Raw genomic sequence first — 23,965 nt, 5'->3', positions numbered from 1 at the left:
AAAATATTTCTGCAATTATTTGTTATTAGAGACAAAAAGCATTACCTTTGCATCGTAAATATGATGATCATCGGTTTGTGCCGAGTCAATGATAACAGAACCCGTTAGCATCCCGTAGAACTGCTGGCGGGTCGCTTTTTTTATTACTATGAACCAGCGCCCACGCACAATAGAAGAACAGGTCTCATTGCTCAGAGCAAAAGGGATGGAATTTGAAGATTTAGGCGAAGCAAAAGCTTTGCTTGCTCGAATCAGTTATTTCCGGTTGAAGTATTTCTGGACAGACCTGATTGATGACTCTACAGATGGTGATTTCTTGCCTGATACATCTTTTGATATGGTCATGAAACGCTATAATTTCGACCATAACCTACGATTGGTGTTGTTTGATGCAATAGAAATGATCGAAGTAGCTTTTCGTGCTAAAATCATCAATCATATGTCAAAAGCAGCAGGCAATGGACTTTGGTATCTTGATGCATCATTGTTTGAAGATGCCGACAGACATCAAGAGTTTGTGCTTAACTTGAAATATGAGTTTGAAAGAAGTACTGAACCATTTGCTAAGAAGTACATTGAGAACCATCCCAATTGGCAAGGGGATAGTTTTGAGGGTGATAACCCTGATGCTTGGATGATAATTGAGGTGGCTACTTTCGGCACACTGTCGAAGATGTATAAGAACTTGAAGAATCAATTGCCTCAAAAGTCAGCCATTGCAAATGATTTTGGACTTTACTCATCGAGAGAGTTTTCTAACTGGATAGAGATAATCTCGTTAATGCGAAATATCATAGCACACCATTCTCGTCTATGGAACAGAGCACTCAGCAAGAAAATATCGAATATCAAGGGGCATAGAGACCTTTGGTTGAATAACGAATTCTCAGAAATGCAGAAGAAAAAGCCCTATGCAGTAACTTGTGCATTGGTTTATCTCTGTAGAGCCGTAAGTGGTAGCAAATCTATCCAAGAAAAAGTAAAGGCGTTGTTTGAGACAAGTTCCCAAGTCATACCTATTCATAAAATTGGTATTCCTATCAACTGGAAGAATGAACCTCTTTGGAGATAAACAGTGAGTCTATCTGTGTGAGTTTGTAAATGGACCTGTAAAAAGGTTCTTATAGAGCATAAAAACTCAAACAAAAAATAACAGAATCCGTCAGCATCTCGTAAGAACTGCTGGCGGGTCGCGTTTTATTACCGTGAAACAAATAGATGTACCACAGCATATATATTAAATGAGTGACTTATTGCACAAATAAGTGAACAGGCTAATCCACATAATTTGAATGTAATAAGAGAGAGAAATTGATTAGTTGGCTGGAAAATCTATTTCTAATTGTAATCGAGATATTAATGTGTTCAGTTCAATCACCTTATAGTTGGTTATTTTATGTAAATCAATAAACGATGTGATTTCCATTTCACAATATCCTTGATAATCACTTATTTCCCATTCTGCGTCTCTTGCTATTTGAGCAACCATGTTTAAATATGGCGCATCAACTTCCGAGAATGACATTCCATAAACATGTATATGTGTCACATCGTAAAGGCTATCAAAGAAGTCTTTATACCTATGCAATAATTTTTTGACAGGTTTTTGTTGAGATGCAACGCCACTTACTGCGGCATCTTCTGCTAATTGTTGGTGTAATTGATGATTGTCCTCCATCTCCATTCTCCATTGTTCATATGCTTCTGGATCATCGTCAGAAGGTGGTTCTGGATCATTTACTATTATCATCTTCCGTAATTCATCCTCTCCTACACAATGTCCTAGAACAAATTCTTCATTATCATCAATACAGCCATGTATGTGAAGAATTTGTGCGGAAGGAACACCATACATATTCTCAAGAGTTTTCGAATAATTAAAGGTTAAGAAACGAGATCCTTCTCTTATCAATTCAATCTTTTTGTCTTCTCTTGGAGAATTCAGTTGCAGTATCCAATTTCTAAAACAACTTCTTAAATCGCTATATAGTCCATCAAGGCTCTGCTCCACCTCTATTTGGGCATCATTCCACATTCTATCACAATGGTCAGACATCAAATCCGGCACATTTTCACTTGCTACAGCACTAGCATATTCTAATATATCTAGTGAACCAAGTTGATTCTCGAAATCAGACCACCACTCATCATCACAACAGCCGTAGGCTTCTTCTATGTCTTGAATGACAGTCGGTTCATTTTCATATAACCAATCACGAAAATTTCGATATGAACTATTTATGCCATGGTGTAAATCAAAACCATTACCAATTATATATAAATGTCTCTCCATATGTGTGAATTCATCTTACCTATGCTATTTTGTATCTCATACAAAGATACATAAACTATTTCTATAATTAGTATTATCACTTATTAAACTTTATTCAGATAATGTGATACGGTTATATAATAACTTAATTTACAAGGTGATTTATAAGAGGAAGAAAAAAACGTTAATTAACATTCCATTTAAAGAGTCATATCTTAGTTTTTTATCTCAATATCATTTCAAACATAATTCATGATTTGATAAATGTCAAATAAATCTGCTTAAATTTAAATTTTCACACTTTTATTGCAGTCTGTAATTCTAAATCGACATACATTTGCACCAGAAAAACAAAACAGGATAACAGAAAATAAAAAGAAAGTCATAAATAATAACTATTAAATAACGATTTGAATATACAAATATTGGTGATTGTTAGGATAATAATATCAAATTGTCAAAGAAAGAAAAAAGTGAGTATAAACCCCTCTTCGGAGGAACTAAATTTGGAAAGGTATGAAAAAGATTGAAATGTTTTTAAGTACTGTGTTTGCTAATAATAGTGCAAATTCCAATAAGTGTAATAAGATTAACTTTTGGTGTCCGACTGGGATGCCCCCCATCTTTTGTGATTTTCAAAGCAAATGAATTTGAGACACATTAGAATTTTATAATAATCGAGCGCTGTGAATTGGCAGCTCAGTAGTACTAACGTTCTCTCGAAACTAGAGAGACTAATTCAGATAGGTATGAGAAAGATTATAGTTTATATTGGTTCAATATTTTCAAATCATCCTACTAATTTGAATGCCAACGACTGCAACAATATCAACTTTTGGTGTCCAACCGGGATGAATCCAATATTCCATCATCAGATCAAGTATTATCAAGACTAATGGAATAATAGAACCTACGGCAATCACCAATTATAATTAGTATTAACCAACTTTTTACATTAAAGAGCTTAACAGCTAAAGGTATAAAAAAGATTGTAAAAATGACTAATATAGTTGATAACAATAGTTTGAGAATAAATTACTTGTGCCCCACTGGTATGATCCCTGTCTTTTATAATTTAAAGTCAAGCAAGAGAGGAAAGTAAATAGGGTTTAGTTTATGCATAGTAAATGTAAGATTTACTTGCAACAGGTAAAAAGATTTTTAAGGTTAACAATGTATGCGGCATGCTAAAAAGTGATTATTATGTTGGAAGTTGTTCTATATAAGTATTTACTTTTTGTCGTTCAAAAGATATGACTTCAATATAGTAAACATACACTTTTTAGTTTGCCCTTATTTTTCGAATAAGATGAGTGAGTCATAAACATCAGTTACATATTATGAATACTTTCGGCTCTATCACGTATGAATTTTTTAACAATAAAAAGAACTATCATTTTGATTTAACAGGAGCTTTTAGTAACATTATTGAAGAAAGTGAAGCAATAGAATATGATGATGACGACGATGAGGATGAATTCGATGATGATGACGATGACTAACATCTCATTAATCCATAGCTTTTAAGTTTATTAAAGAAACAGGTCAGGACGCTATATCCTGACCTGTTTTTGATGTTAGTTAAGTCCTAATAGTTAGTTTGCTTTATTTGCTCTCAGCATTAGCTATTGATGCACGTACTCTGCTTAATGTTTCCAATGTCATCTGAAGATATGAAGCAATCATTGTCAAAGGTGCTCTTCTAGTTATTTCAGGAAAATGTTGCTGTAATCTAGCGTATCTGTCATTTGCTGATTCGAAACGTAAAATGTCAGCCTTTAATTGTGATAACATTAAGGAATTTTCAAAAAAACTCCGATATAGATAAGCTATATCACCATTAGCATCAGAAAGTTCTTCCATTATATCACGCGGAATTTCCCATAAAACACTGTTTTCTACAGCATCCATCATAAGATGTGTTGGCTCTCGGTTAAAATAGCTGTCAATACACCAGACAACATCTTTTTCACATGCTAAATGTTCTATCACATCCTTATCATGCTTTAGGTAGTGCTGTCTAATAAATCCCTTTTCTATATAAAATAGGCAATTACAGATATCACCTTCATTTAGAATTATATCACCTTTTTGATATTTCTTAGGCTGAATAATATCTGCAAAAAGGCGAATATTCTCCAACTTAAGTTTGCGATTAGGGCATGTTTCAGCTATAATCTGTTTTGCAATGTCAAATTGAATACTCATAGGCTAAAGTTATTTATATCCAACATTTTGTTTCAATTTTGGGTTCAAGTCTATACTTTTTTGTGGAATAGGAAAAACTGTGGTATACCCATTTTTCTCATCAGCCAGTTGGACTCGCTGATCGTATGATTTGTGATAAACTCCAAAACGCACCATATCTTGTCGTCGCCAGCCTTCCCATACTAACTCCAACAAACGCTCTTTCAATATGTTCTCAAGCGTAGCTTCTCGATATGGCATACCAACACGACCTCGGACTTCGTTCAACTCCAACGAGCCATCCTCACCATTACGTACCTTTGCCTCGGACTTCATCAGGAGAGCATCGGCATAGCGGAATAGCACGATGTCGTTATCCGGTTGTCTACCGTCGGAATGTGAGGTCCTATCAACCTCATATTTTGCCATACGAGCACCAGCTGTCTTGACATAGGAGCTTCCCGTAAGATTCAACTTTAGCTCCAATGGGAAATACTCCAACTGCTGTCCATTGTCCATCATTACAGGCTTTCCATCAACCTCTACGATGCCGGCATAGAAGTTCTTTTCAAAGCGAGCATCTACATCATCTGTGCCGTATCCGTTGGCTAAGACTGTTGAGATATTGGCACTGGTACCATTTTCCGATGAGCCACCCAACGCACCGCCATGGTTGTAGTGTCGTGATCGGAAGAGATACCAGAACTGCGCAGCATAGAGGTTCTTATCCAACGGAATGGTGAATATGTTTTCGTTGGAGTTCTCGTTATGCACAGAGAAATTATAGCTATAATCGTCCTCCAACCGATAACCTACCTCGGCAAGTTTATTGCAATATTTGATACAGGTCTGCCAAGCGTTGAGTTTCTCACCATCGACGGTGAAAAATATCTCTTTACCGTTCCGTGGAACGCCATCAGTCCAATTATCATCACAATATATCTCGGCATTAAGAGCCAACTTAGCCAAAAGGAAATTAGCTACAGGTGTTGTTATACGACCATAGTAGTTACCCATCTTATTACTACGCTCATTTGGCAACAACTCGGCAACCTCCTGCAACTCATTCACGATAAAACGGAAAACCTCGCTACGCTCGCTCTGCACAACTTCATCCTGCGGTTGTTCATAGGATGTTACGATGGGCACTCTGCCATACATATCCATAATGTAGTAGTAGAAAAGTGCTCTCAGAGCTCGCACCTCAGCTTCGTAGGCCACTCTCTGCTCCTCAGATAGGTTATGGCTATACTTATCGATGATATGCAGAGATTTGTTCGATAACACAACAACCTTGTAGAGGTATTTCCAAGTATTGTAGAGTGGTAAATCATTAGGACTCCACTTATGCTGATACATATTCGTCCACAAACCTCCATCGTACCAGTCGCCACCACGAATAGGTATCATGGCTTCGTCTGTAGTAAGTGTGTTATAGTCATAAATCCCACGACAGGTCCCCTGTAAACCCTCACTGTCTGCACTGCCACCAATGTAATTGTAGAGCACAGCCACTGCATTAATATATATGTTGTTGGCATTGTTGTAAATGTCTTCTTCATAAAGTTGATCTCTAGGGTCTTCAGTAAGACAAGAGGTCATCATCGTTGCCAAAGCAACCATCAATATGTTTATATATCTTTTCATAACTGTAAGCGGTTAGAATTGAATACTAAGACCTAACGAATAGGTACGATATAAAGGATAGGTGCGTTTGTCGTCAATGCCCAAAGTGTTGCTTACTACATAACTGTTTATCATTGGAGTAAGACCGCTATAGCCTGTGATTGTTGCAAGGTTGCTAATGCCTGCCGAAAGACGCAATGACTTCACAGCCTTGGATTTCATTGGAATATTGTAGCCTATGGTAATATGTTCAATATTTACATAGTCACCTTTTTCCAACCAATAGTCTGAAACATTCTGATCAATAATATTTTTTTCAGGAGCACCCTTCAATACATTGTAGTCAGGGAATATAGACATATTGGTATAAGCCAAGCCCGTGCCATTGAATATCTTATGACCGAAAGCACCATTTATCTGCATGGCAATATCAAAGGACTTGTAACGGAAACTGATGTTTGATCCAATAGTTACCTTGGGGGTTGCCTGACCTGCTATATACCTGTCTCCGCCATCGCTAAAATCAATCTCGCCATCATCATTCAAATCTTCAATATCGTAACTGTAGCCACCAAGTTCATTTTCTTTAAGCCCTTTGCAGTGAGGTAGATAGAATACCCCCAATGGCTGACCTACAATCTGATATACTACATTATTGTCTCCACCGTTCTGACCTGCACCATAAAGCGAGCCAATCGGAGTAATATCTGAAGCTGTCATATGCATACCATTATACTCTCCACTAAGCGAAAGTAACTTATTCTTCTGGTAGGACATATTGAAGTTGATATTCATCTCCATATCCTTTCGTTGAATGGGAACTACCGAGATTCCTAGTTCGACACCCTGGTTAGACATCGAGCCGATATTTGCCATCAGTTTATCGAACGCAAAGGTCGGAACGGGAACATCATACTCATAGAGCATATCCGTTGTCTTTGAGTAATATAATTCCGAGGTAAGCATCAACCGATTATCCCATATACCTAAGTCAAAACCGATATTAAATGTTGAACGAGTCTCCCACTTAAGGTCCGGATTCGTGTTGCGTATACTTCCCATTGTTACGGTAGGTGCACCGTTGATGGATACGATACCATTCTCCTTTACGGTATTAAGTGTTGTATAGGATGTTATACCTCCAAGATTTCCTGACCGACCATATCCGGTTCTTAGTTTCAACATTGTTATAAAGTCAGTATCAGAGAGGAAGCCTTCTTTTTTTACATCCCAACCCAGTGATACTGATGGGAAGAATCCGAAAGTATTGTTATCGCTTACCATTGAAGAGCCATCTCCACGGAGTGCTGCCGCAATAGAATATCTATCCTTGTAACTATATGTGACACTACCCATTATTGAAGCAAGTGACGGGTCTTCATAGCTACTGCTCGTACCACCGAAAGGACGCGATGATGTTGCTCCGATGTTATTATAGGAGAAATCATTTGTTGTTATTCCTTTTGCCTGCACCCATAAACCAGTCCTTACCTGTTTAAGATATTCTGCGCCAACAACAGCATCAAGGTGTGAGTCTCCCCAAGCATTGTTATATGAGAGGGACACATTTGTAAAGTAGTCTTCACCCTTGAACTCTCCACGATAAACATTGCCTTGCGCCCACACCCATGTAGGACAAAATTGAGCATTTCCCGTAGATGAATATGAATAAGAGCCGAAAGCCGACAATATCAAATTGTCAAGGATATTAAATTTCAGCCCCAAATGTGTATTGAAATTCCGTTCTTCGGAGTCATTTTTCTCATAGAGGAGTGCTCCGGGGTGGTTGATGTGTGATGCAGCCGAGTTCTTCACCCAGTTGCCATTAACATCAGTTCCTGCTGGATATGTAGGATTCTGTGCAGCTGCCGAGTAAAACAGCATTCGTGTATCGAAAATGTCGTGTATCTTTGACGAGTAGCCATATACACCAAAATCGCCAACTAAGCGACCATCGAAAGCCTTTTGTGTAGCATCAAGTTTTACCACTAAATTTCGGTAATCGTTAACTTTGACAATTGTATTATGATCCATAAAACCGAACGATGCTCGATAGTTTGAGTTTTCCGAACCACCGCTAAAAGCCAAGTGATGCTGATGTATCAAGCCCGTACGAGTAATTACATCGTGAAAATTGGTGTTGTAGCCACCATTATTGTAATCTAATCCAAGTGCCTCTGCTGTAGCTATATACTCCGGGCCGTTGAGCATTTGCAGATGTTTATACATTGACTCGAATCCGTAGTTGCCATCATATGATATTTCGAAACCTCGCCCCGTTCCTTTCTTGGTCTTAATCTCAATTACACCTGAAGCACCACGGGAACCGTACATTGCCGTTTCGGTAGCATTCTTCAAAATAGTGAAACTCTCGATGTCTGCGGGATATATGGTAGATAGCGTAGCGATGTCAGATGTCACTCCGTCAATAATTACTAACGGGTCATTGCCACCCATAATGGATGTGGTACCACGCACACGGATACTATTCAGCATAGCGAGCCTGTCAGTCCCATTAGTGGTGACGTTCACACCGGCAGACTGACCACTCAATACATCCAAAGCATTATTCAATGGTCCCTTCTTGATATTCTCGGGCCTGATATGCTCTAATGATTTAGTCGCCGAAATGGTATCTTGTTTCTCTCTGATATTCTGTACTTGTGCATCAATTTTTTGAGCACTACAGATGAAGAACATTATGACAAGACAAAGACTGACTCTTCCCATCTTGATTCGTTAAATCTCTGTAGATTCCCCAGACCAGACAGTTAATAAATCTTATACGCAATGTATTATAAAGAGGGGGATTGGGAATCTGTACTATTTCCCTGCCTGTCCGTCCGCTTAGCCATTGTATATTTTTTTTTGTTATTTCATATCAGTGATGCTGATAATCCAAGCAAGAACAGAGTAAACATCTACCTCTTTTATACATAAATCCTTTCCAAGGACTTTATAAGCGCAACCATTAACTACATTACATTACAAAGGTAACAATAATTTGTCATTTGAAGAAATTTAGAAAAAAGAAAAAGTCATTATGCGTGATATTTTTTATTTAATTACGACATTTATCAAATACAAAAAATCATAGAAGGACAAAAATCTTTAAATGATTTGATTATAAACAAACTTTAAATAGTTAAATTGCAATAATACTATACCATGGTTGTTCTTTACCTTAATGTAATACTACTGTTATATATCTGGTCATTTATCTCCTTTTGTCGGATGCAAAGGTTGCCAAACCTCTTTTAGAAAACGAAAAGTTCAAGCGGTAAACCATTTGGAGCAGTTTCGTCCTCCGTTGGAGAGTAAACAGCTCCAAAACCTTTTCTTATTCATCGGCTTGGCTGAAAACTGCATCCGGCAACGGAGATAAACGACTGACGAAATAATAGCATAAAACAGCATAGCCCCCCCCTTAATAAGGCAATTTTATCAATGCTGTTTTCATTCTTTTCAGAGGACTATTATTTTCGACAGAGAGAAATTTGGCAAGCGGCAGATTTCACTCCCTCAAAAATAATAGATTTGAATTGCTGTCCTCTTGCCTTTATTGGAAATTGTAGTACCTTTGTAGTGGCTTGTGCGAACGAGCCAAGCAATGTGGAAAGATGGGAACATCGAACCATCAATAAAGTACCGAAAAGAGGGAAAATACCCTCTACCACCGCTCTTTGAGTGTTAAGAAATAATAAAAAGGTTAAATCTTCACCTTTTAGAATGTACCCCTAAAGGTTATGCCCATATTTCTGACTTATAACTCACAAAATATTGAGTAATAACTGGTTGCAAATACTATAATCTTTAAATTGTTTCTGTTGCAAAGTTACCCTCCTGCGTATTCGCTTTGCTGTATCATAATCACGGATAGCATTACCATTTTCATCTGAATTACCGCAAAGCATACCAGAAGAATTCCGAAATTTTTTCGAACGGTATCTTATCCATCCGGTCATACAAGTCTACATGATTGGCTCCGGGAACGATATACAGTTCTTTCGGTTCGCTGGCTTCTTGATAGGCATCCTCACTGAAATAGCGCGAATGTGCATGCTCGCCTGCAATGAATAGCACGGGGCGTGGTGAAATCTCTTTAATCATGGCAAACGGATAGAAGTTCATCAATGCCGCCTGACTGGTAAAGCGTATACCTTGATAGCGCGGATGATAGCCACGCAAGGGGTTGCGATAGTAATCGAAAAACTCCTTCTGCACGGCATTGGCATTTCCCAGCAGTTTCTCCGGTGTGCCAAAGCGGATACGTGCTTCTCCCGTTTCTGCTTCCTTCCAACGTTGTTCGGCAACTTCATCCAACAGTTTGCGTCTTTGTTCATCCGTCATCGAATCCCCCAAACCGTTACGGGTGGCACGCCCCATATCATACATGCTCACGGTTGCCAATGCCTTGATGCGGGGGTCGAGAGAAGCCGCACAGACAGAGAACCCGCCGCTTCCGCAGATGCCAATCACACCGATACGGTTGCGGTCAATAAACGGTTGTAGTCCGAGCCAGTCTACAGAAGCACTGAAGTCTTCCACCAATGCGTCGGGCGATACCGTGTGACGCGGTTCTCCTCCACTTTCACCTTGATAGGAAGCATCAAAAGCCAGAGTCACGTAGCCTCGCCGTGCCATTTCCTGTGCATAGAGTCCGCTACACTGTTCTTTCACAGCCCCGAACGGGTGTCCGATGATGAGGGCTGCATAGTGTTGCGCTTCATTGAAATCCTTCGGGAGGTACATTTCGGCGCAAAGCATGATATCATACCTGTTTTTATAAAAGACCTTACGGACAGTAATTGTCGGATCTGTTTGAAAAGTCTTTGCCGGTTCATCGGATTCAGAAAGCACCATTCCGTTCCGACAGCGTGCCGCCATGATAAGTACTTCGTCTATCTGAGCCTGTGTCACGCCGTTGTGCTTGGCATGGGCAATGTGAGTATTCAACTCATTCTTCACGCCGTCCAACACCGACAAGGCAGCCACAGTAGACAGTTCACGGGTACGCCAGTCGAGATTGTCACGGCTGAATATGTCACCGAACAGATGAGCTTTCAGAAATTGGTCCAATGCCGGAGCAAATGTCAGCACTTCTCCTAGTGCCGGACGACCGAACAGTTTCAGCTGGTTTTGTCCACCGACAACAAACATATCCGAACTCTTTACCGGAGAAGGCTCCCGTCCGGCTTCATCCTTTATGCCTTGTGCTGCACGCTCTTTGGTGAGATTCATCAGCGTAACCAATGCACCCATGCTGCGTGGAAAGCCGCAATAGGCATAGAGCTGGGTAAGTACTTCTTTTTCTTCGCTCACGGTCAGCCCACAGTCAAGTCCTCTGGCAAGGATCACTTTGAGGCTGTCCTGATTGCCACGTGCGGCATACATACTGATGGCGGCAATACTTTGTTCTTTCTTGCTTAACATATTGTCCTTGTTTTGTGCCTGCGTATAAACGATACAGCATATCAGGCAGGCGATGGTTGTAATTAACTTGTTCATATTGCTTTCTGTTTAGTGATGAATTTATAAGAACTTGACAAACGCCGGTCTTTCCAGTCGGATATTTTTTCCCGTATTCTTCAGTAACCCCGTATTTCGGTTTCTTTCGAATATCTGTATGCAGTTGGCATCCCTGCAAACCACTGCCAAATAGCAACCATCCGGAGAGATGGCAAAACTTCGCGGATAAAGACCTGTTGGCTGAAATCCTATTTGAACCAATGTTCCTTTTTGGGAATCAATGGAATAAACAATTATGCCATCTTCTTTCAAGTGCTTGGAAGCATAGAGGAATTTGCCATCGGATGAAACATGGATATCTGCATTTCCCTCTGCAACGAAAGGGTCGCAGACAATTGTTTGTAAACGTTCCAACTTGCCTTCATTATAGGAGAATACAGTTATTTTACCCGAGAGTTCACTGATGAGATAAGCAAATCTGCCATTCGGGTGAAAACATATATGTCGAGGTCCTGAGCCGGAATCCATCTGTATGCGGACTACTCTTGATTCATCCAACAGAGAATGAGCCTTACCTGCTTCCGGTCGTTTGCCTATCGGAAACAGATAGATACAATCTGTTCCCAAATCGGTAGCAAGAAGGAATTTGCCATCAGGTGTAAAGGTCACGCAATGCAGATGCGATTGTTCCTGCCTTTTTTTATTCGGCCCATTTCCAGCAAAACGAATTATTTTTGTATCACGTTGCAACTTTCCTTTCTTATCCTGTGAGAATACCGTGATGCTGCCACCCTTATAATTTGCTGTCAGAACAAAGTATTCCTTTGGACTGAGAGTAATATAAATAGGAAGTTCACCGTCTGTAGATTGCGAGTTAAGCAGAGACAGCAGACCACTTTCCTTATCAAAAAGCAAAGCATTGGCAGTCGAACTTTTCCCTTCATCATCGCCTATGGCATAAATTCGATTACCAGTGCTATCAGATGTAAGGAAAGCAGGATTTGAAATCCCTCTCAGCCCACACGGATAGTCGACATCGGCAGTTTGTCCGTCAAACCGGTACATTCTGACACCTTCTTCGTCTGGCTTCATATAACATCCTACCAACAGAAATTTTGCATAAGTTCCCTTATCCGGGACATCTTCGGTTGACCGCGCTTGAATCGTAGTGAAGCTAAGCCATAAGATTAACATGACAAATAAAGCTTTTGGTTTCATCTTATTTACCTTTTTGGTTTCACTTGCAAAATTACAGCATTCACATACTGAAGATTAGACCTCAATCACTGATAAAATTACCACTTTCATCGGGCTTGGACCGGGTTAAATGTTATCTGTGAAAATGGTAAGACAGTCTGTGATTAGGGTTATATGTTCGTTGATTGAATGAACTAACTTTGTCGTCATGGAATAAAATAAATAAGGGATAGAAAAGAAACAGCTGTTCCTCAGACAGCAATGTCAATATAAATACTTATTTTTGTAAAAAACAAAAGGATGGTTATGGGAGATATAACAAGAATAGATACAGTTCAGCAGTACTGCGACCTTTTCGAAGTCGAAGCTCTGCACCCGTTGGTCAGCGTTGTGAATTGTTACGAGGTGCAGCCCATCAGACACTCAAAGAAACTGTACAACATTTATGCTGTGTTGCTGAAAGATACTGACTGCGGTACGATGAATTATGGACGGAGCCTCTATGACTATGAAAAAGGCTCCATGCTGTTTATCGCTCCGGGGCAGGTAATGGGTTCTGACGATGATGGCAGTCTGCACCAGCCGGCCGGATGGGCCCTGATGTTCCATCCCGAACTATTGCGCGGTACTTCCCTTGCACATATAATAAAAGAGTATTCTTATTTCTCATATAATGCCAACGAAGCACTGCACCTGTCAGAACAGGAGCGCAAAGTAGTCATTGAATGTATAAACAATGTAGCAGAAGAATTGAGGCATCCTATTGACAAGCACAGCCGTTCTTTGATTATTGATACCATGAAGCTTCTCCTTGACCGCTGCATCCGCTTTTATGACCGCCAGTTCATTACAAGGGAAAATGCCAACAACGATTTGTTGGCGCATTTTGAATTGTTGCTCAATAATTACTATCATTCTGCCTTGCCAACGAGTAAAGGTATTCCGACGGTACAGTATTGCGCTGACCAACTGTGTCTTTCCACCAATTATTTCAGTGACCTGGTAAAAAAGGAAACCGGTATGTCAGCAATCAAGCATATCCAGCAAAAAATTATGGATATAGCCAAAGAGCGCATCATGAACACGCAAAAAAGTATCAGTCAAATCTCAGATGAAATGGGTTTCCAATACCCGCAACATTTCACACGTTGGTTCAAGAAGATGGAAGGTTGCACACCGAACGAATATCGCAATGAAATTATAAAACAAGCGATAAACTAACTGGTCTTATCATCATTTATTCGTAGAGTCTCTTACAAATAATACTCTGGATATAACCAACAAAGCAATTAATGAACAACTTTGAAATCTTGAACCGATAAACAAAAAAGTTTGATGATCTCCTGCATACACTTTTCCCATCGGATGAACAGCTGTTGTCCGGTCTTTTTCCTGCGGTAAGTCAGGATTCCGTTCGCAATGTCTCCCTTTTTCAGATAAGCCATGTCCACAAAGGACATCCCCCGTGTGTAAAAGCAGAACAGGAACATGTCACGTGCGAAATCAAGGTGGGGTTTCAGGGACAAGTCCAGTCTTTTGATACGCCTGATATCATTTAAATGAATGGCCCGTTTCAAGGTCTTTTCCACACCTGTATAAACAGACTTGAACAGGTTCCGCTGTCCGGTCAGTCCGTTCTCCACCGCACGGTTGTAGACCGCTTTCAGAATGCGCATGTAGAACGAGATTGTATTGGGTGAGTTCCCCCTGTTTTTCAGATAAGCCTCGTATTCCATGAGCAAGTCAGAGCTAAGTTCGCCAAACAGTATATCGCTACCTTTCATAAAACTGCTGAAACTTTTGAGCGCGGCTGTATAGGTTTCAGAGGTCCGTATCTTTCCCAAACGTTTCAGCCTTACTATCTGTTGCCGGATATAGTCGTTAAACGAAGGTTCTTGTCCGCTGTCATGGAAACGTATGACGATATCATCCGCTGTAAACGGACCGGATTGGCTTAATGTCCTGATAGCCTTTTCCAGTCGGATTTTGTCCCGTCTTATCCGTTCCCCTACCGATAGAAGATAATTGTCCCGTTCCATCCCTGCAGGGTGTTGACAGGGAATGACCGCTTCGGAACGTTGGTCCCATTCCGAAGCGAAAAGTTTGTATCCGGTACTGATCTGCCTGACCACACGGTTATGAATCACCTGATAATACAGTGCGCCCTCCCTGCCTTCCGCGGACGAGGACCTGAATTTGGTTCTGATTGTTGCCATAGTGCAGTCATTTTGAATTGGGATTGTCCAGTTGCTTCCTGATTTCCTGTGCCTCCCTGAACAGCCGGTGCGCCAGACTGTCCTTGTAGGCTGCCATTTCATGGTTACGGATGCGGTTCCTGACCGAGTCCTCAAAAGCGGTCACCAGCCTTTCCACACGCCGGATCTTTTCCTCGTCCCGCTTGATGGTGAAATGCTTCTCAAGGAAGGCGATGTCGGGATCATCCCCCGGCAGGCAGATCCTGATGGCTCGGTATTTCAAATCGGCATCTTTCAAAAGCCGGTTCGTGCGGTACTGGTTGCAGTTGGTCCAGACGGAAATGATCAGTGCCAGGATCAGTGCTGAAGCTGTCGTTACCACTGCCTTGGATGCGCTTTCCAGACGGTAGGTCACCAGTCTGCGCTCCGGTTCCTTTTTCAGCAGGACCATTCTCTCATCCAGCCGTCTCACTGTCTCCTTTACAGCTTGGCAGTCTTGACTCAGGCAGTATCTAATCTTTTCCATCTCCCCGGCAAACGTTTCGGCAGACAACGGCCAGCCTTCCGACAACCGGACGGTATGGTTACGTACCGCTGCTATTTCCAAGCCGTTTTTCTCCACCGCGGATTGCAGGCGTTCCAGACGGATTTTCAGTTCCGCAATCCCTTCCGGGGAACTGGTCCGGTTTCCAACTGCGGGGCTTGTGCCTTCCACGGGCAGCGTCTCCACTTTCTTCTCGATCCTTTCAAGGCATCCGTAGATGCCTTCCAGATAATTTTCCTCTTTCATCTTTCAAAGTTTTTTGTTATACATATGGTTCACAAACTCCTTCCTTTCCTGCGCTTCTTCTTTCTCCGCAGGCGTTCCGCCTCTTTCTCGTCCTCCGTCGGTGCCACCGACGGCATGAACACGCCACCCGTACCGGTGACTTCGACCAGGTTATCAATAACAGAACCATGACTTTGTTCATGGTACGGTTGCTTTTGGGAAACGTCATTTTCCAGGGACGTGACATGGTTATGGTCCAATGCCGCATCCAGCCTTGACCAGCTGAAACTGCGGTCAATCCCACTTCCCTTGAATGACAGACCGTTCTTTATAAAGCGGATGCCCTGCACTTCATTAGTGTTTTCCTTGTACTTGAATTCCATTTCCACGCCCATTTTTAAGAGCTTATTTTGAAATTCTTTCCATGTATCTGCACTCCTCAAAGCTTCCTTGACCGCACGGTATATTTCGTATTTCACCTTTTCGGAAGCATGCAGCTTTTCCGTTTTAACGGACTGTTTGCCTTCGGAATAGGTGAGCGAATACTTGTCCTTAAGCATTTTTGTCACTTTCTCGTTGCGCCTGAAATCGTTGCTGTCGGAAATCACCTTCCCGTCGAAGTCCACCCGGTTGAAGACGATGTGGCAGTGCGGGTTGTCCGTCCCGTGATGCCTCACCACGATGAACTGCGTGTTCCGTATCCCCATCAGTTCCAGGTATTCCCCCGCCAGCCTTGCCATAAACGCGTCGGTCAGCCTCGGTGCGTCCTCCGGCTTGAAGCTGAGCGCGATGTGTCCCACCGGTTTCGCCACGTCCGGATTCAGCAGGCATTGCCACCGGAAACTTCGCGCCATCTCTTCTGCCGTTCCCAGCAGCACGCCTTCCGAGGCGATGATTTCCGCGTCGTCCTTCTGCGTCACGTAGCGTATGCAGCCGCCGAACGAGCGGCCTTTCCTGATCTTCCCTATCATGAGGCTATCCTCCTTTCGGTCTGTAATCATCCATGATCCGCTTCAGCTTTCCCAGCAGCCCCTCTATCAGCAGCCTTGTCCTGTAAAAGCCGGTCTGGTGCGAGAGCTTTGTCAGCTGGTTCAGGTTGTTAGCCATTCCCGCCAGGCTGCGCAACAGTGCGTTCTCCTCCGGTGTATGCCTTGCCGTAACGGTGGCCGCCAGTGCTGCCTCCCTGATATAGACCGCCAGACTCCGGCCGGACTTCCCTGCCCTGAACCTGAGAGCCTCGTAGCTGACGGGGGAGAACTTCACCGTCACGCCTCTGGTCAATTTACGCGTCCTGCCCAGTGCCGGACGGCCACATTTTTTCTTCATCCCATTCACATCGTTTGTCATATGTTTTTTCTTTTTCGTCCGTACTTCTTTCATTCCAAAATCTGCGACCGGCGGGAGCGGATTTGCCCTCCCAGCAACCGCCGGGCGCGGGGAGCAAGGGTTTTCGGGAATCCGGAAACATACCCTTGCTCCCCCCACAGAAAAATCCCCCCGCATTTTCCACATTGAAGCGGGTACACAGGGGACTGTGCATACATCGGGTATACTCCACGCCCGGTAACAGGCTGTCAGATTTTTCTCCACTGCTCGATGTCCTCACGGTAGGCGGCAAGATGCTCCCTGGCAAGGTTCTCCAGCAGTCCGGAAACGCTCATGCCACGCCCACCGAGCCTGCGGACGATGGCGTCCAGTTCGTCCCTCACATCCTCACTGACGAACACCGTCTTGCGCTTCCTAATCTTCGGGACGGTGAGGTATGTTTCTCGGTACTCCTCCAGCGAGGCCCTACGCTGCCTGCCGCTCGTCCTTCTTCTCACGGGGTCTTCCGGTTCCGGCGGGGTGTCCTTTCTTCCCGCTTCCCCGGACACCTCTTCCGCAACGGCCCCGGATGGAATCACCGGTTCCGCATCCGTACCGGCGGATTCTCCCGAACCGGGTTCCATCATGAGTCTTTCCCACCACTCGTCGTGGCCGGCTCCGGGACTACGGCCGTTCTTTCTGTCTGCGGTTTCGGATACCGCCATTTTCTTCCCTTTCGTTTTTTCAGTCGGTTCACTTTTCATTGTACATGGATTTTAGATGGTTGATACTGTGGGCACAGTCTACCCGTTTGCCCGATTGTCGGAAGCAAATAAAACGATAATAACAAGTGCTGTGAAACGGACGGGTCCGATTGGCGGGGTTTGCCGTGTTATTCATATTGTTGGATCAGTCTGACGGTGATGACTTCACAAATATACGCACCGGAAATTTCCCACTCTTCGGGAACGGATCTGAACGTCTGTTTACTAAAAGCAAATGAATATTAAAATCCGATTTCCATGACATCTGATGACATATAATGACATCTGATGAAGGGGCGGAACCATATCCGGGAACAATCATTTACTTTGCAGATGAAACAAGTACGCATATGGTGTCAAAGGTAGTCATCCTGTCTTGAAATTCAGGACGTTCCGCCGGGATTCACTAAATTGCGGAACGGAATCCGGATCCGAAAAGAGAATGAAACAGATGTCAAACCTGAAATTACAGTGATTATGGAAATAGTGAACATTGAGGCAAGGACCTTCGAGGCGATGCTCTCGGCCTTCCGGACGTTTGCGGACCGGCTGGACACCCTCTGCCGGCTGTACGGCGACATGGAGGAGAAGAAATGGCTGGACAACCAGGAGGTGTGCCTGCTGCTGAAGGTCAGCCCGAGAACCCTGCAGACCCTCCGTGACAACGGCACGCTGGCATACACACAGATCTGCCACAAGACATATTACAAGCCCGGGGACGTGGAAAGTATCATCCGGATAGTGGAGGAGCGCCGCAAGCGGGCTGAAAGTATGGGAAGGTCGATCTGAAAGGCCATGAAAAACGAATGTCGAACAAAAAAAAGATCAAGTCATGATGAATACCGATAACCGTCTGCTCACCCGTGAGAGCAGCGAGCATATAAGAGAGTTCTTCTCCACCGTCGAACGTCTCTCCGTTTCCATGGAGCGTCTCTTTGCCGGCAGGTCACCGGCGATGGCGGGCGAGAACTTCTATACGGACCGCGAACTGGCTGAAAAGCTGAAAGTGAGCCGCCGCAGCTTGCAACAGTACCGTGACAGCGGTCTGCTTGCCTTCACCCGGCTGGGCGGCAAGATACTGTACCGTTCTTCCGACATCGAGAAGCTGCTTGACGGCTGCTACCGGGAGGCGAGAACCAGGCCGGAGGAACTTTAGAAAAGTTCCGTACGGGATCGTGAATGAAGGGGCGGTCGGTTGTCATACCGGTCGCTCCTTCATTTTCTTTCCACCGGATGAACGACTTTAATTTGCTCGTAAAATACTTATACACAAAGTGTTTTTTTCTTTATGAATTATGATCCGGTGACAACATTGGCATAACATGGCGGGACATGGAAACATTTTTCCGATATGGCAATAAGATACGGGGATTCCATTATAAAAAAAGACTCTTATTTTATTATGTCATTATGTTATTCTGAAATTGGGGCGGGCCGTTCGTGTACCGGTGGGACGATCCGTTCCCGTAATGGCGGCACATTCCGTACTGGTATCATTATCCTCCGGCAATGCCGTTTCCCGGTCTTTTCGGAGTGACCTTATGCCGGCCGGTGACAACCGCATGTCCGTGTGTAAACATGGCGGCGCATAAAAACAGGCACATCCTCCGGGCTCCTGTCCCGTCGGATGCACCTGTCTCCGTCATGTCATATACAGCCGGACTCCTCCGGCCCATGCCTCTATCTGAGTATCGGATTCGAGAGCAGTATCTTGTAATAGGCCACTCCGCCAATCTCTACCGGCATCCTCGCCATCATGAACTGCACGCTCTTCCTCTCCACCTTCGCCTGCCGCATGAGTCTCTGCACGATAAACCCCGCCGAGAACCTTGCGCATCTTTTATCCTTCCAGACAATGAACCCCTCGCTGTCATCGGCCCGGCAGATGTACCAGTCATCCGTCTCGTCGTCGTGGGCGAAGTTCACCCGTCCGCCACCGAGGATTCCCAATTCGATTGACATCGTCTTTGACAGATAGACGGTCCCCCTGCTGTCAAGGTTGATGGTCCGCTTTCCCTTGTATGTGACTTCCTGCGAACGGGAGTTTTCCCTGTTGTATACTATCAGTGCCATAACTTTCTTACTTTTCCGTTAAACAATTTTTTCAATACATGAAGCTTTCCACCGCCAGCATCTGACTTCTCCATGCGAAACCGCTGTGGGTACGTACCGCGTCCACTATCCTGCATACTTTCTGCGATATGGCCGATGCCGAGATACCCATGCATTCCGCCAGTGCCTTGAACGAGAACTGCGCCTCATAGAACCTGAGCATGAACATCCGGTACTCCTCGTAGGAGAACTTCTGCCTTACGAAACGCAGTATGTCTCTTACCAGCCGCTCGCACCCGTTCAGGTCGTCCTCGGAAAGGAATTTTGCCTCTTCGCCACATCGGAGGAAGAAATCATCTTCAGGGTGTGCATACCGATTCTCCCTTTTAATCTTTACCAGGGCCGCCTTTTTGTAGCATCCGATGAAATACGCGTCATAGTCCGTTATGTCCTTTCCGGGAACCAGCACCTGCCTTCTTACAAAAAGGTAGGTGTCATGGAAATTGTCCTCGTCCAGCATTCCGTACCGGCGTAACGTCCCTCTCAACCTGTCATAGGATGCAGTGAACCACTCGTTGAACAGTCTTTCCTTTTCTGCGCTCTTGTCTGCCATAGCTTTATATTTTTTTGAGTTATACATGGCCTACACGGGTAGGCATTCTTATTTCTTGTGCTTCCTCCAGTTTGTTTTTCGGCGGTCTCCGGCAAGGCTTGCCGTGAAAAAATACGCTCACGCGAAGCGTGAGGAAGATTTTTTCACGTGCAACCAGCCCGAAGGGCCGCCTTGCGGGACCGGCCTGAAAAACAACTATTTTTGCCGCAAGAAATGAGGATGATGGATTCCTTCCTTCTATCTATTGTCTGTCCGGTGAGAATTTAGATTCCATGCAGCTTTTCTGTCTTTGGTATGTTTGGAGAAATATTCAAGGATATGAAATGAGAACGGCAATACGTGATGTTGCGGAAGGAGCAGATATGGGATTGGAAACAGGAAGCGTGCCCGGGCTTTCATGCAGTTTATACGGCGGTGTTGATTTTGGGGAGGATTACAGGGAAGTGACAGGAAAGTCGGCCGTTCCGGAGAAATTGTATGTGTACGTTGTTACTTCCGAAATACGGAGTCTTTTAAAATCATGGAAGACCTCATTCGGGAGTGTGTCTCGATATTTGCCTGAGACAAAATTATAAGTCGCCTATTCATGGATAAGTATTTGGAATATATCAACGACATGCTACGATGCAATAAAGAGAATCGGAACGGCAGACTGAAACTCGCAATCTGCTGATAATGCGGACTATTCTAAAACAAGTGTGGAAAACTTGAAGACATCCGACGGAAAACCTTGGAAAAAGAAGAACCGGACAAAGTCTCCGCCTTCAAAATAATGCTCTATTATGCCACAGGTGCGGCATTACTTGTCATTCCGGATTGGCTTCCCATGAAATCCACCGCCCGCCATCAAGAAAACGACCGGTGCCATATGGCAGGTAATCGTAGCGACAGCCTGTCTTTGGAACCCGTTGTCACCCTAAAGGATTTTACTGATATATTATTATGTCAGTCCTTTTTCAAATCAAAATACAGCAAACGGGTTTTCAAAGGTTCATCTTGCGGAATATCATAATATTGCTTTTCTATCACGTCTGTTTTATAGAGTGGAACGAAACCGTTTCTTTCATAATACCTGAGAATCTTTTCCTCATTGTATGCATCCACCACGATAAAACGGCATCCTGTCTTGTTGTCCTCATGACGGAACCAGTCTTTTATGAAAGCCATCAGTTGCCGTCCTACGTGGCTTGATGTACCCTGATATTCCAGGTTGACCCCCAGTCTTCCTATCAGCACGGCCGGATAGCTGCGTCCACGTTTAGGATTTACAATATTGCGTTGCAGCCTGTTTTTATCATTGGGGGATATTAATCTGGTCTTGATACTGTCATTGGACAAGGTAAACAAGGCCACAATACGATGCGGGATTTCAGTCGTCACCCAACAATATGTTTTCCCAAGGAGTTCATCCGCATACAGATCGGCATCATTGAGAAAAAAATCATCAAGGTCATTCTCGCCACAAGTGAAAGGAAGGCAATTCCTCCGTACTTCCTTGTTATAGGCAAGCATGACACAATCATCATATAAAGAAATACCGTCCATTGCTGTTAATTGAACCGGAATGAACGGGATTTCTCCAATACTTTTCGCAACCGTTTCTTTGCCTCCACTGATAACCGGGGTGTTACCTTTGCGGCGTTCTTGTCTGCACTGCGTACGAAATCTTCCGCCGTAACGCCCTCCAAAACCGGAATGTTCTTGATAGTTATAGCCATAATATTATTTTTTGCAAAAATACAACTTTGTTGTTATACAGCCAAATAATAGCCCGTCTTCCACTCTTTTTTCCGGAATGTTCCTCCATATCCGGAAAAGTCTGTGTCACGCCACCCGTTGCGGTAAGCCGTTTTTCTCAAGGAAAGGGCAGGCAATACCGGCGGACGTGGATATGGGCAAAACAACCCGCATATGCAATGCAGAGGGAGCAGGAGAGCCTTCACCACAGCCGGAGAGAAAAGTGGTTTCATGCCGGGGTACGGCATGAAAAGGGGGCTCCCGGACAGTTCTTTTCCTTGTCGCACATGCACTACGTCGGTCGCAGTTTTCGCCTTCTGAATCCCTCTTACGTCCGTCCCTGCGCTTTCGGAGCGTTTTTCCGGCAGAAAATTTCGCCGTACGGAAATTTTCTGCCGGAAACCGAAGGGAAAACGCGGAGTCCCGCAGGGACGGACGAACTTTGATGAGGAAGGGGAAAATCATCCGTTTCATAAATACCATTTCCTCAGATGGCATCGCATATTTCCTTCTCCATCTTTTCCAGCTTATGGGACAGGATTTCCATGTCGCTGCTGATCTTCTGGTTGGTTATCCGGGCATATATCTGGGTGGTTTTCAAATCCGTATGCCCCAAAAGACGGCTTACGGTCTCGATGGGTACACCGTGCGAGAGCAGCACGGTGGTGGCGTTCGTATGCCGGGCCACATGATAGGTCAGCCGTATCTTGAAACCGCACTGCCTGCCAAGTTCCTTCAATATGGTGTTGCATCTGCCGTTGCTCGGTACCGGAAATACATGACCGTCCTTGGACAGTCCCTTATACTTCTCTATGATGCGCTTGGGCACGTCCAGCAGGCGGATGTTGGACTCGGTGTTTGTCTTGCGACGGCGGGTGATGATCCAGAGGTTGCCGTCGAAGAAGGTCTGGAGCCGGTCGGTCGTCAGTGCCTTCACGTCCGCGTATGCCAGTCCGGTGAACACAGAGAAGATGAAGAGGTCGCGTACCAGTTCGCAGGTCCCGCTTTTCACCGGGGTCTCCATCAGTGTCTGTATCTCACGCTCCGTCAGGTAGCCTCGGTCAACGCTCTCGGGGGAATTGATGTACCCGGCGAAGGGGTTGAAGGGAAGCGCACCGCTGTTGCGGGCGATGGAGATGACGTGCTTGAGCCCGATCATGTAACCCCATACGGTATTGGTGCGGCATTTCTTCTCCGTACGCAGGAAATACTCGAAGTTGTTGATGAAGGTTAGGTTGAGTTCCTTCAGGGGGATGTCGTCACGGCGGTATACTTTCGGGACGAACTCGCAAAGGTGCCTGTATATGGTACGGTAGCGGTTGTATGTTCCCTGCACGCGGCTGTGTCCCACTTTCTTGATGAACTCCTCGTTGTGCTGCTCGAAGAGCTTCAGCAGCGTCTCGCGTTTCACGCCCAGCCCGAGGCAGGCGTCCCTCAGCCTGGCGGCGGTGACATAGCCGTCGGACTGCATCAGTTCCTGGTAACGGCGGTTCACGTCCACGCGTATCCGGTCAACCGCCGCATTGATTTTCTGCGCCTCGGCGCTCTTGCCCGTGGCACGTGCCGTTTTCACGTCCCAAAGTTTCGGGGGCACGTCCAGCTTGCAGCTGAACTGCTTGATTTCGCCGTCTACCGTAAGACGGCACATCAGGGGGAGATAGCCGTTGGCTCTCTCGCTGCCCTTCTTCACGTAGAAGAGGATTTTGAAGGTCGATCTGCTCATACTCGTTTTCATACTTTTTTGATCGTTACAAAGTTAATATCAAGCGAGTTGTCCTC

Annotated in this window: 23 protein-coding genes and 1 pseudogene; 6 read left to right on the top strand and 18 right to left on the bottom strand. The window is 44.3% G+C overall.

Annotated features, from left to right (window positions below):
* Window positions 1–148 precede the first annotated feature (148 nt).
* Window positions 149–1,072, top strand: a complete 924-nt coding sequence (locus GKD17_RS07040; RefSeq protein ID WP_007837814.1) for an Abi family protein — start codon at window positions 149–151, stop codon at window positions 1,070–1,072.
* A 243-nt stretch (window positions 1,073–1,315) separates the two neighbouring features.
* Here GKD17_RS07040 and GKD17_RS07035 read toward each other — a convergent pair whose 3' ends face one another.
* Entirely contained in the window at window positions 1,316–2,293 is a 978-nt protein-coding gene (locus tag GKD17_RS07035) for a bacteriophage abortive infection AbiH family protein (protein WP_005835694.1), read from the bottom strand.
* Window positions 2,294–3,585: 1,292 nt separating this feature from the next.
* Here GKD17_RS07035 and GKD17_RS07030 point away from each other — a divergent pair.
* Window positions 3,586–3,774, top strand: a complete 189-nt coding sequence (locus GKD17_RS07030; RefSeq protein ID WP_038606157.1) for a hypothetical protein — start codon at window positions 3,586–3,588, stop codon at window positions 3,772–3,774.
* A gap of 103 nt (window positions 3,775–3,877) precedes the next feature.
* On the opposite strand, the gene GKD17_RS07025 is transcribed toward GKD17_RS07030, so the two are convergent.
* The 5 genes from GKD17_RS07025 to GKD17_RS07005 all read right to left on the bottom strand — a co-directional run bounded on the left by GKD17_RS07025 (window position 3,878) and on the right by GKD17_RS07005 (window position 12,772).
* Entirely contained in the window at window positions 3,878–4,480 is a 603-nt protein-coding gene (locus tag GKD17_RS07025; RefSeq protein ID WP_005835699.1) for a Crp/Fnr family transcriptional regulator, read from the bottom strand.
* Window positions 4,481–4,489: 9 nt separating this feature from the next.
* The gene (locus GKD17_RS07020; protein ID WP_005641955.1) at window positions 4,490–6,106 is read right to left on the bottom strand and encodes a RagB/SusD family nutrient uptake outer membrane protein; all 1,617 of its coding nucleotides are present in this window, start codon (window positions 6,104–6,106) and stop codon (window positions 4,490–4,492) included.
* A gap of 12 nt (window positions 6,107–6,118) precedes the next feature.
* Complete coding sequence (locus GKD17_RS07015; protein ID WP_005835700.1) at window positions 6,119–8,815, bottom strand: SusC/RagA family TonB-linked outer membrane protein; 2,697 nt, start codon at window positions 8,813–8,815, stop codon at window positions 6,119–6,121.
* A gap of 1,170 nt (window positions 8,816–9,985) precedes the next feature.
* Window positions 9,986–11,593 (bottom strand): carboxymuconolactone decarboxylase family protein, encoded by a 1,608-nt coding sequence (locus tag GKD17_RS07010; protein ID WP_005835705.1) that lies wholly within the window; start codon window positions 11,591–11,593, stop codon window positions 9,986–9,988.
* 24 nt (window positions 11,594–11,617) lie between these two features.
* On the bottom strand, window positions 11,618–12,772 hold the full coding sequence (locus tag GKD17_RS07005; RefSeq protein WP_004295300.1) for a lactonase family protein: 1,155 nt from the start codon (window positions 12,770–12,772) through the stop codon (window positions 11,618–11,620).
* A 279-nt stretch (window positions 12,773–13,051) separates the two neighbouring features.
* Here GKD17_RS07005 and GKD17_RS07000 point away from each other — a divergent pair, with 279 nt between their 5' ends.
* Window positions 13,052–13,972, top strand: coding sequence for a helix-turn-helix domain-containing protein (locus GKD17_RS07000; protein WP_007837811.1), 921 nt, complete (start codon window positions 13,052–13,054; stop codon window positions 13,970–13,972).
* Between the two features lie 68 nt (window positions 13,973–14,040).
* Here GKD17_RS07000 and GKD17_RS06995 read toward each other — a convergent pair whose 3' ends face one another.
* The 5 genes from GKD17_RS06995 to GKD17_RS06975 all read right to left on the bottom strand — a co-directional run bounded on the left by GKD17_RS06995 (window position 14,041) and on the right by GKD17_RS06975 (window position 17,784).
* Window positions 14,041–14,967 (bottom strand): site-specific integrase, encoded by a 927-nt coding sequence (locus tag GKD17_RS06995; RefSeq protein ID WP_005641960.1) that lies wholly within the window; start codon window positions 14,965–14,967, stop codon window positions 14,041–14,043.
* Between the two features lie 7 nt (window positions 14,968–14,974).
* A complete protein-coding gene (locus GKD17_RS06990) occupies window positions 14,975–15,736 on the bottom strand; it encodes a hypothetical protein (protein ID WP_004295303.1) in 762 nt (253 codons plus the stop codon).
* Between the two features lie 29 nt (window positions 15,737–15,765).
* A complete protein-coding gene (locus tag GKD17_RS06985; RefSeq protein ID WP_005835710.1) occupies window positions 15,766–16,686 on the bottom strand; it encodes a relaxase/mobilization nuclease domain-containing protein in 921 nt (306 codons plus the stop codon).
* 4 nt (window positions 16,687–16,690) lie between these two features.
* A complete protein-coding gene (locus tag GKD17_RS06980; RefSeq protein WP_005650044.1) occupies window positions 16,691–17,062 on the bottom strand; it encodes a plasmid mobilization protein in 372 nt (123 codons plus the stop codon).
* A gap of 227 nt (window positions 17,063–17,289) precedes the next feature.
* Entirely contained in the window at window positions 17,290–17,784 is a 495-nt protein-coding gene (locus tag GKD17_RS06975) for a DUF3408 domain-containing protein (RefSeq protein ID WP_004295306.1), read from the bottom strand.
* Window positions 17,785–18,261: 477 nt separating this feature from the next.
* Here GKD17_RS06975 and GKD17_RS06970 point away from each other — a divergent pair, with 477 nt between their 5' ends.
* Together GKD17_RS06970 and GKD17_RS06965 are read left to right on the top strand one after the other, a co-directional pair.
* Window positions 18,262–18,573, top strand: coding sequence for a helix-turn-helix domain-containing protein (locus GKD17_RS06970; protein WP_004295307.1), 312 nt, complete (start codon window positions 18,262–18,264; stop codon window positions 18,571–18,573).
* Window positions 18,574–18,616: 43 nt separating this feature from the next.
* The gene (locus GKD17_RS06965; protein WP_004295308.1) at window positions 18,617–18,940 is read left to right on the top strand and encodes a helix-turn-helix domain-containing protein; all 324 of its coding nucleotides are present in this window, start codon (window positions 18,617–18,619) and stop codon (window positions 18,938–18,940) included.
* Window positions 18,941–19,280: 340 nt separating this feature from the next.
* On the opposite strand, the gene GKD17_RS06960 is transcribed toward GKD17_RS06965, so the two are convergent.
* Genes GKD17_RS06960 through GKD17_RS06950 form a run of 3 tightly spaced genes read right to left on the bottom strand, consistent with a single transcriptional unit; the run spans window position 19,281 to window position 20,449 of the window.
* Entirely contained in the window at window positions 19,281–19,430 is a 150-nt protein-coding gene (locus GKD17_RS06960) for a hypothetical protein (RefSeq protein ID WP_229095249.1), read from the bottom strand.
* Between the two features lie 34 nt (window positions 19,431–19,464).
* Complete coding sequence (locus tag GKD17_RS06955) at window positions 19,465–19,857, bottom strand: hypothetical protein (protein ID WP_005835711.1); 393 nt, start codon at window positions 19,855–19,857, stop codon at window positions 19,465–19,467.
* Window positions 19,858–19,888: 31 nt separating this feature from the next.
* On the bottom strand, window positions 19,889–20,449 hold the full coding sequence (locus GKD17_RS06950; RefSeq protein WP_004295311.1) for an RNA polymerase sigma factor: 561 nt from the start codon (window positions 20,447–20,449) through the stop codon (window positions 19,889–19,891).
* 323 nt (window positions 20,450–20,772) lie between these two features.
* On the opposite strand from GKD17_RS06950, the gene GKD17_RS06945 reads away from it, so the two are divergent.
* Complete coding sequence (locus GKD17_RS06945; RefSeq protein WP_235778247.1) at window positions 20,773–21,024, top strand: hypothetical protein; 252 nt, start codon at window positions 20,773–20,775, stop codon at window positions 21,022–21,024.
* Between the two features lie 370 nt (window positions 21,025–21,394).
* Here GKD17_RS06945 and GKD17_RS06940 read toward each other — a convergent pair whose 3' ends face one another.
* The 4 genes and pseudogenes from GKD17_RS06940 to GKD17_RS06925 form a co-directional block, all read right to left on the bottom strand.
* Window positions 21,395–21,994, bottom strand: coding sequence for a GNAT family N-acetyltransferase (locus GKD17_RS06940; RefSeq protein WP_004295313.1), 600 nt, complete (start codon window positions 21,992–21,994; stop codon window positions 21,395–21,397).
* A gap of 5 nt (window positions 21,995–21,999) precedes the next feature.
* On the bottom strand, window positions 22,000–22,167 hold the full coding sequence (locus GKD17_RS06935; RefSeq protein WP_004295314.1) for a hypothetical protein: 168 nt from the start codon (window positions 22,165–22,167) through the stop codon (window positions 22,000–22,002).
* A gap of 33 nt (window positions 22,168–22,200) precedes the next feature.
* Window positions 22,201–22,684 (bottom strand): annotated as a pseudogene (locus GKD17_RS23535) (hypothetical protein).
* A complete protein-coding gene (locus tag GKD17_RS06925; protein ID WP_005835714.1) occupies window positions 22,674–23,921 on the bottom strand; it encodes a site-specific integrase in 1,248 nt (415 codons plus the stop codon). Before GKD17_RS06925 ends, GKD17_RS23535 begins: the two are co-directional and overlap by 11 nt.
* Between the last annotated feature and the right edge of the window lie 44 nt (window positions 23,922–23,965).

This window comes from Phocaeicola dorei (genome assembly GCF_013009555.1).
Classification (GTDB): domain Bacteria; phylum Bacteroidota; class Bacteroidia; order Bacteroidales; family Bacteroidaceae; genus Phocaeicola; species Phocaeicola dorei.
The sequence above is the reverse complement of the archived record's forward strand: the minus strand, read 5'-3'. Positions and strand labels throughout refer to the sequence as shown.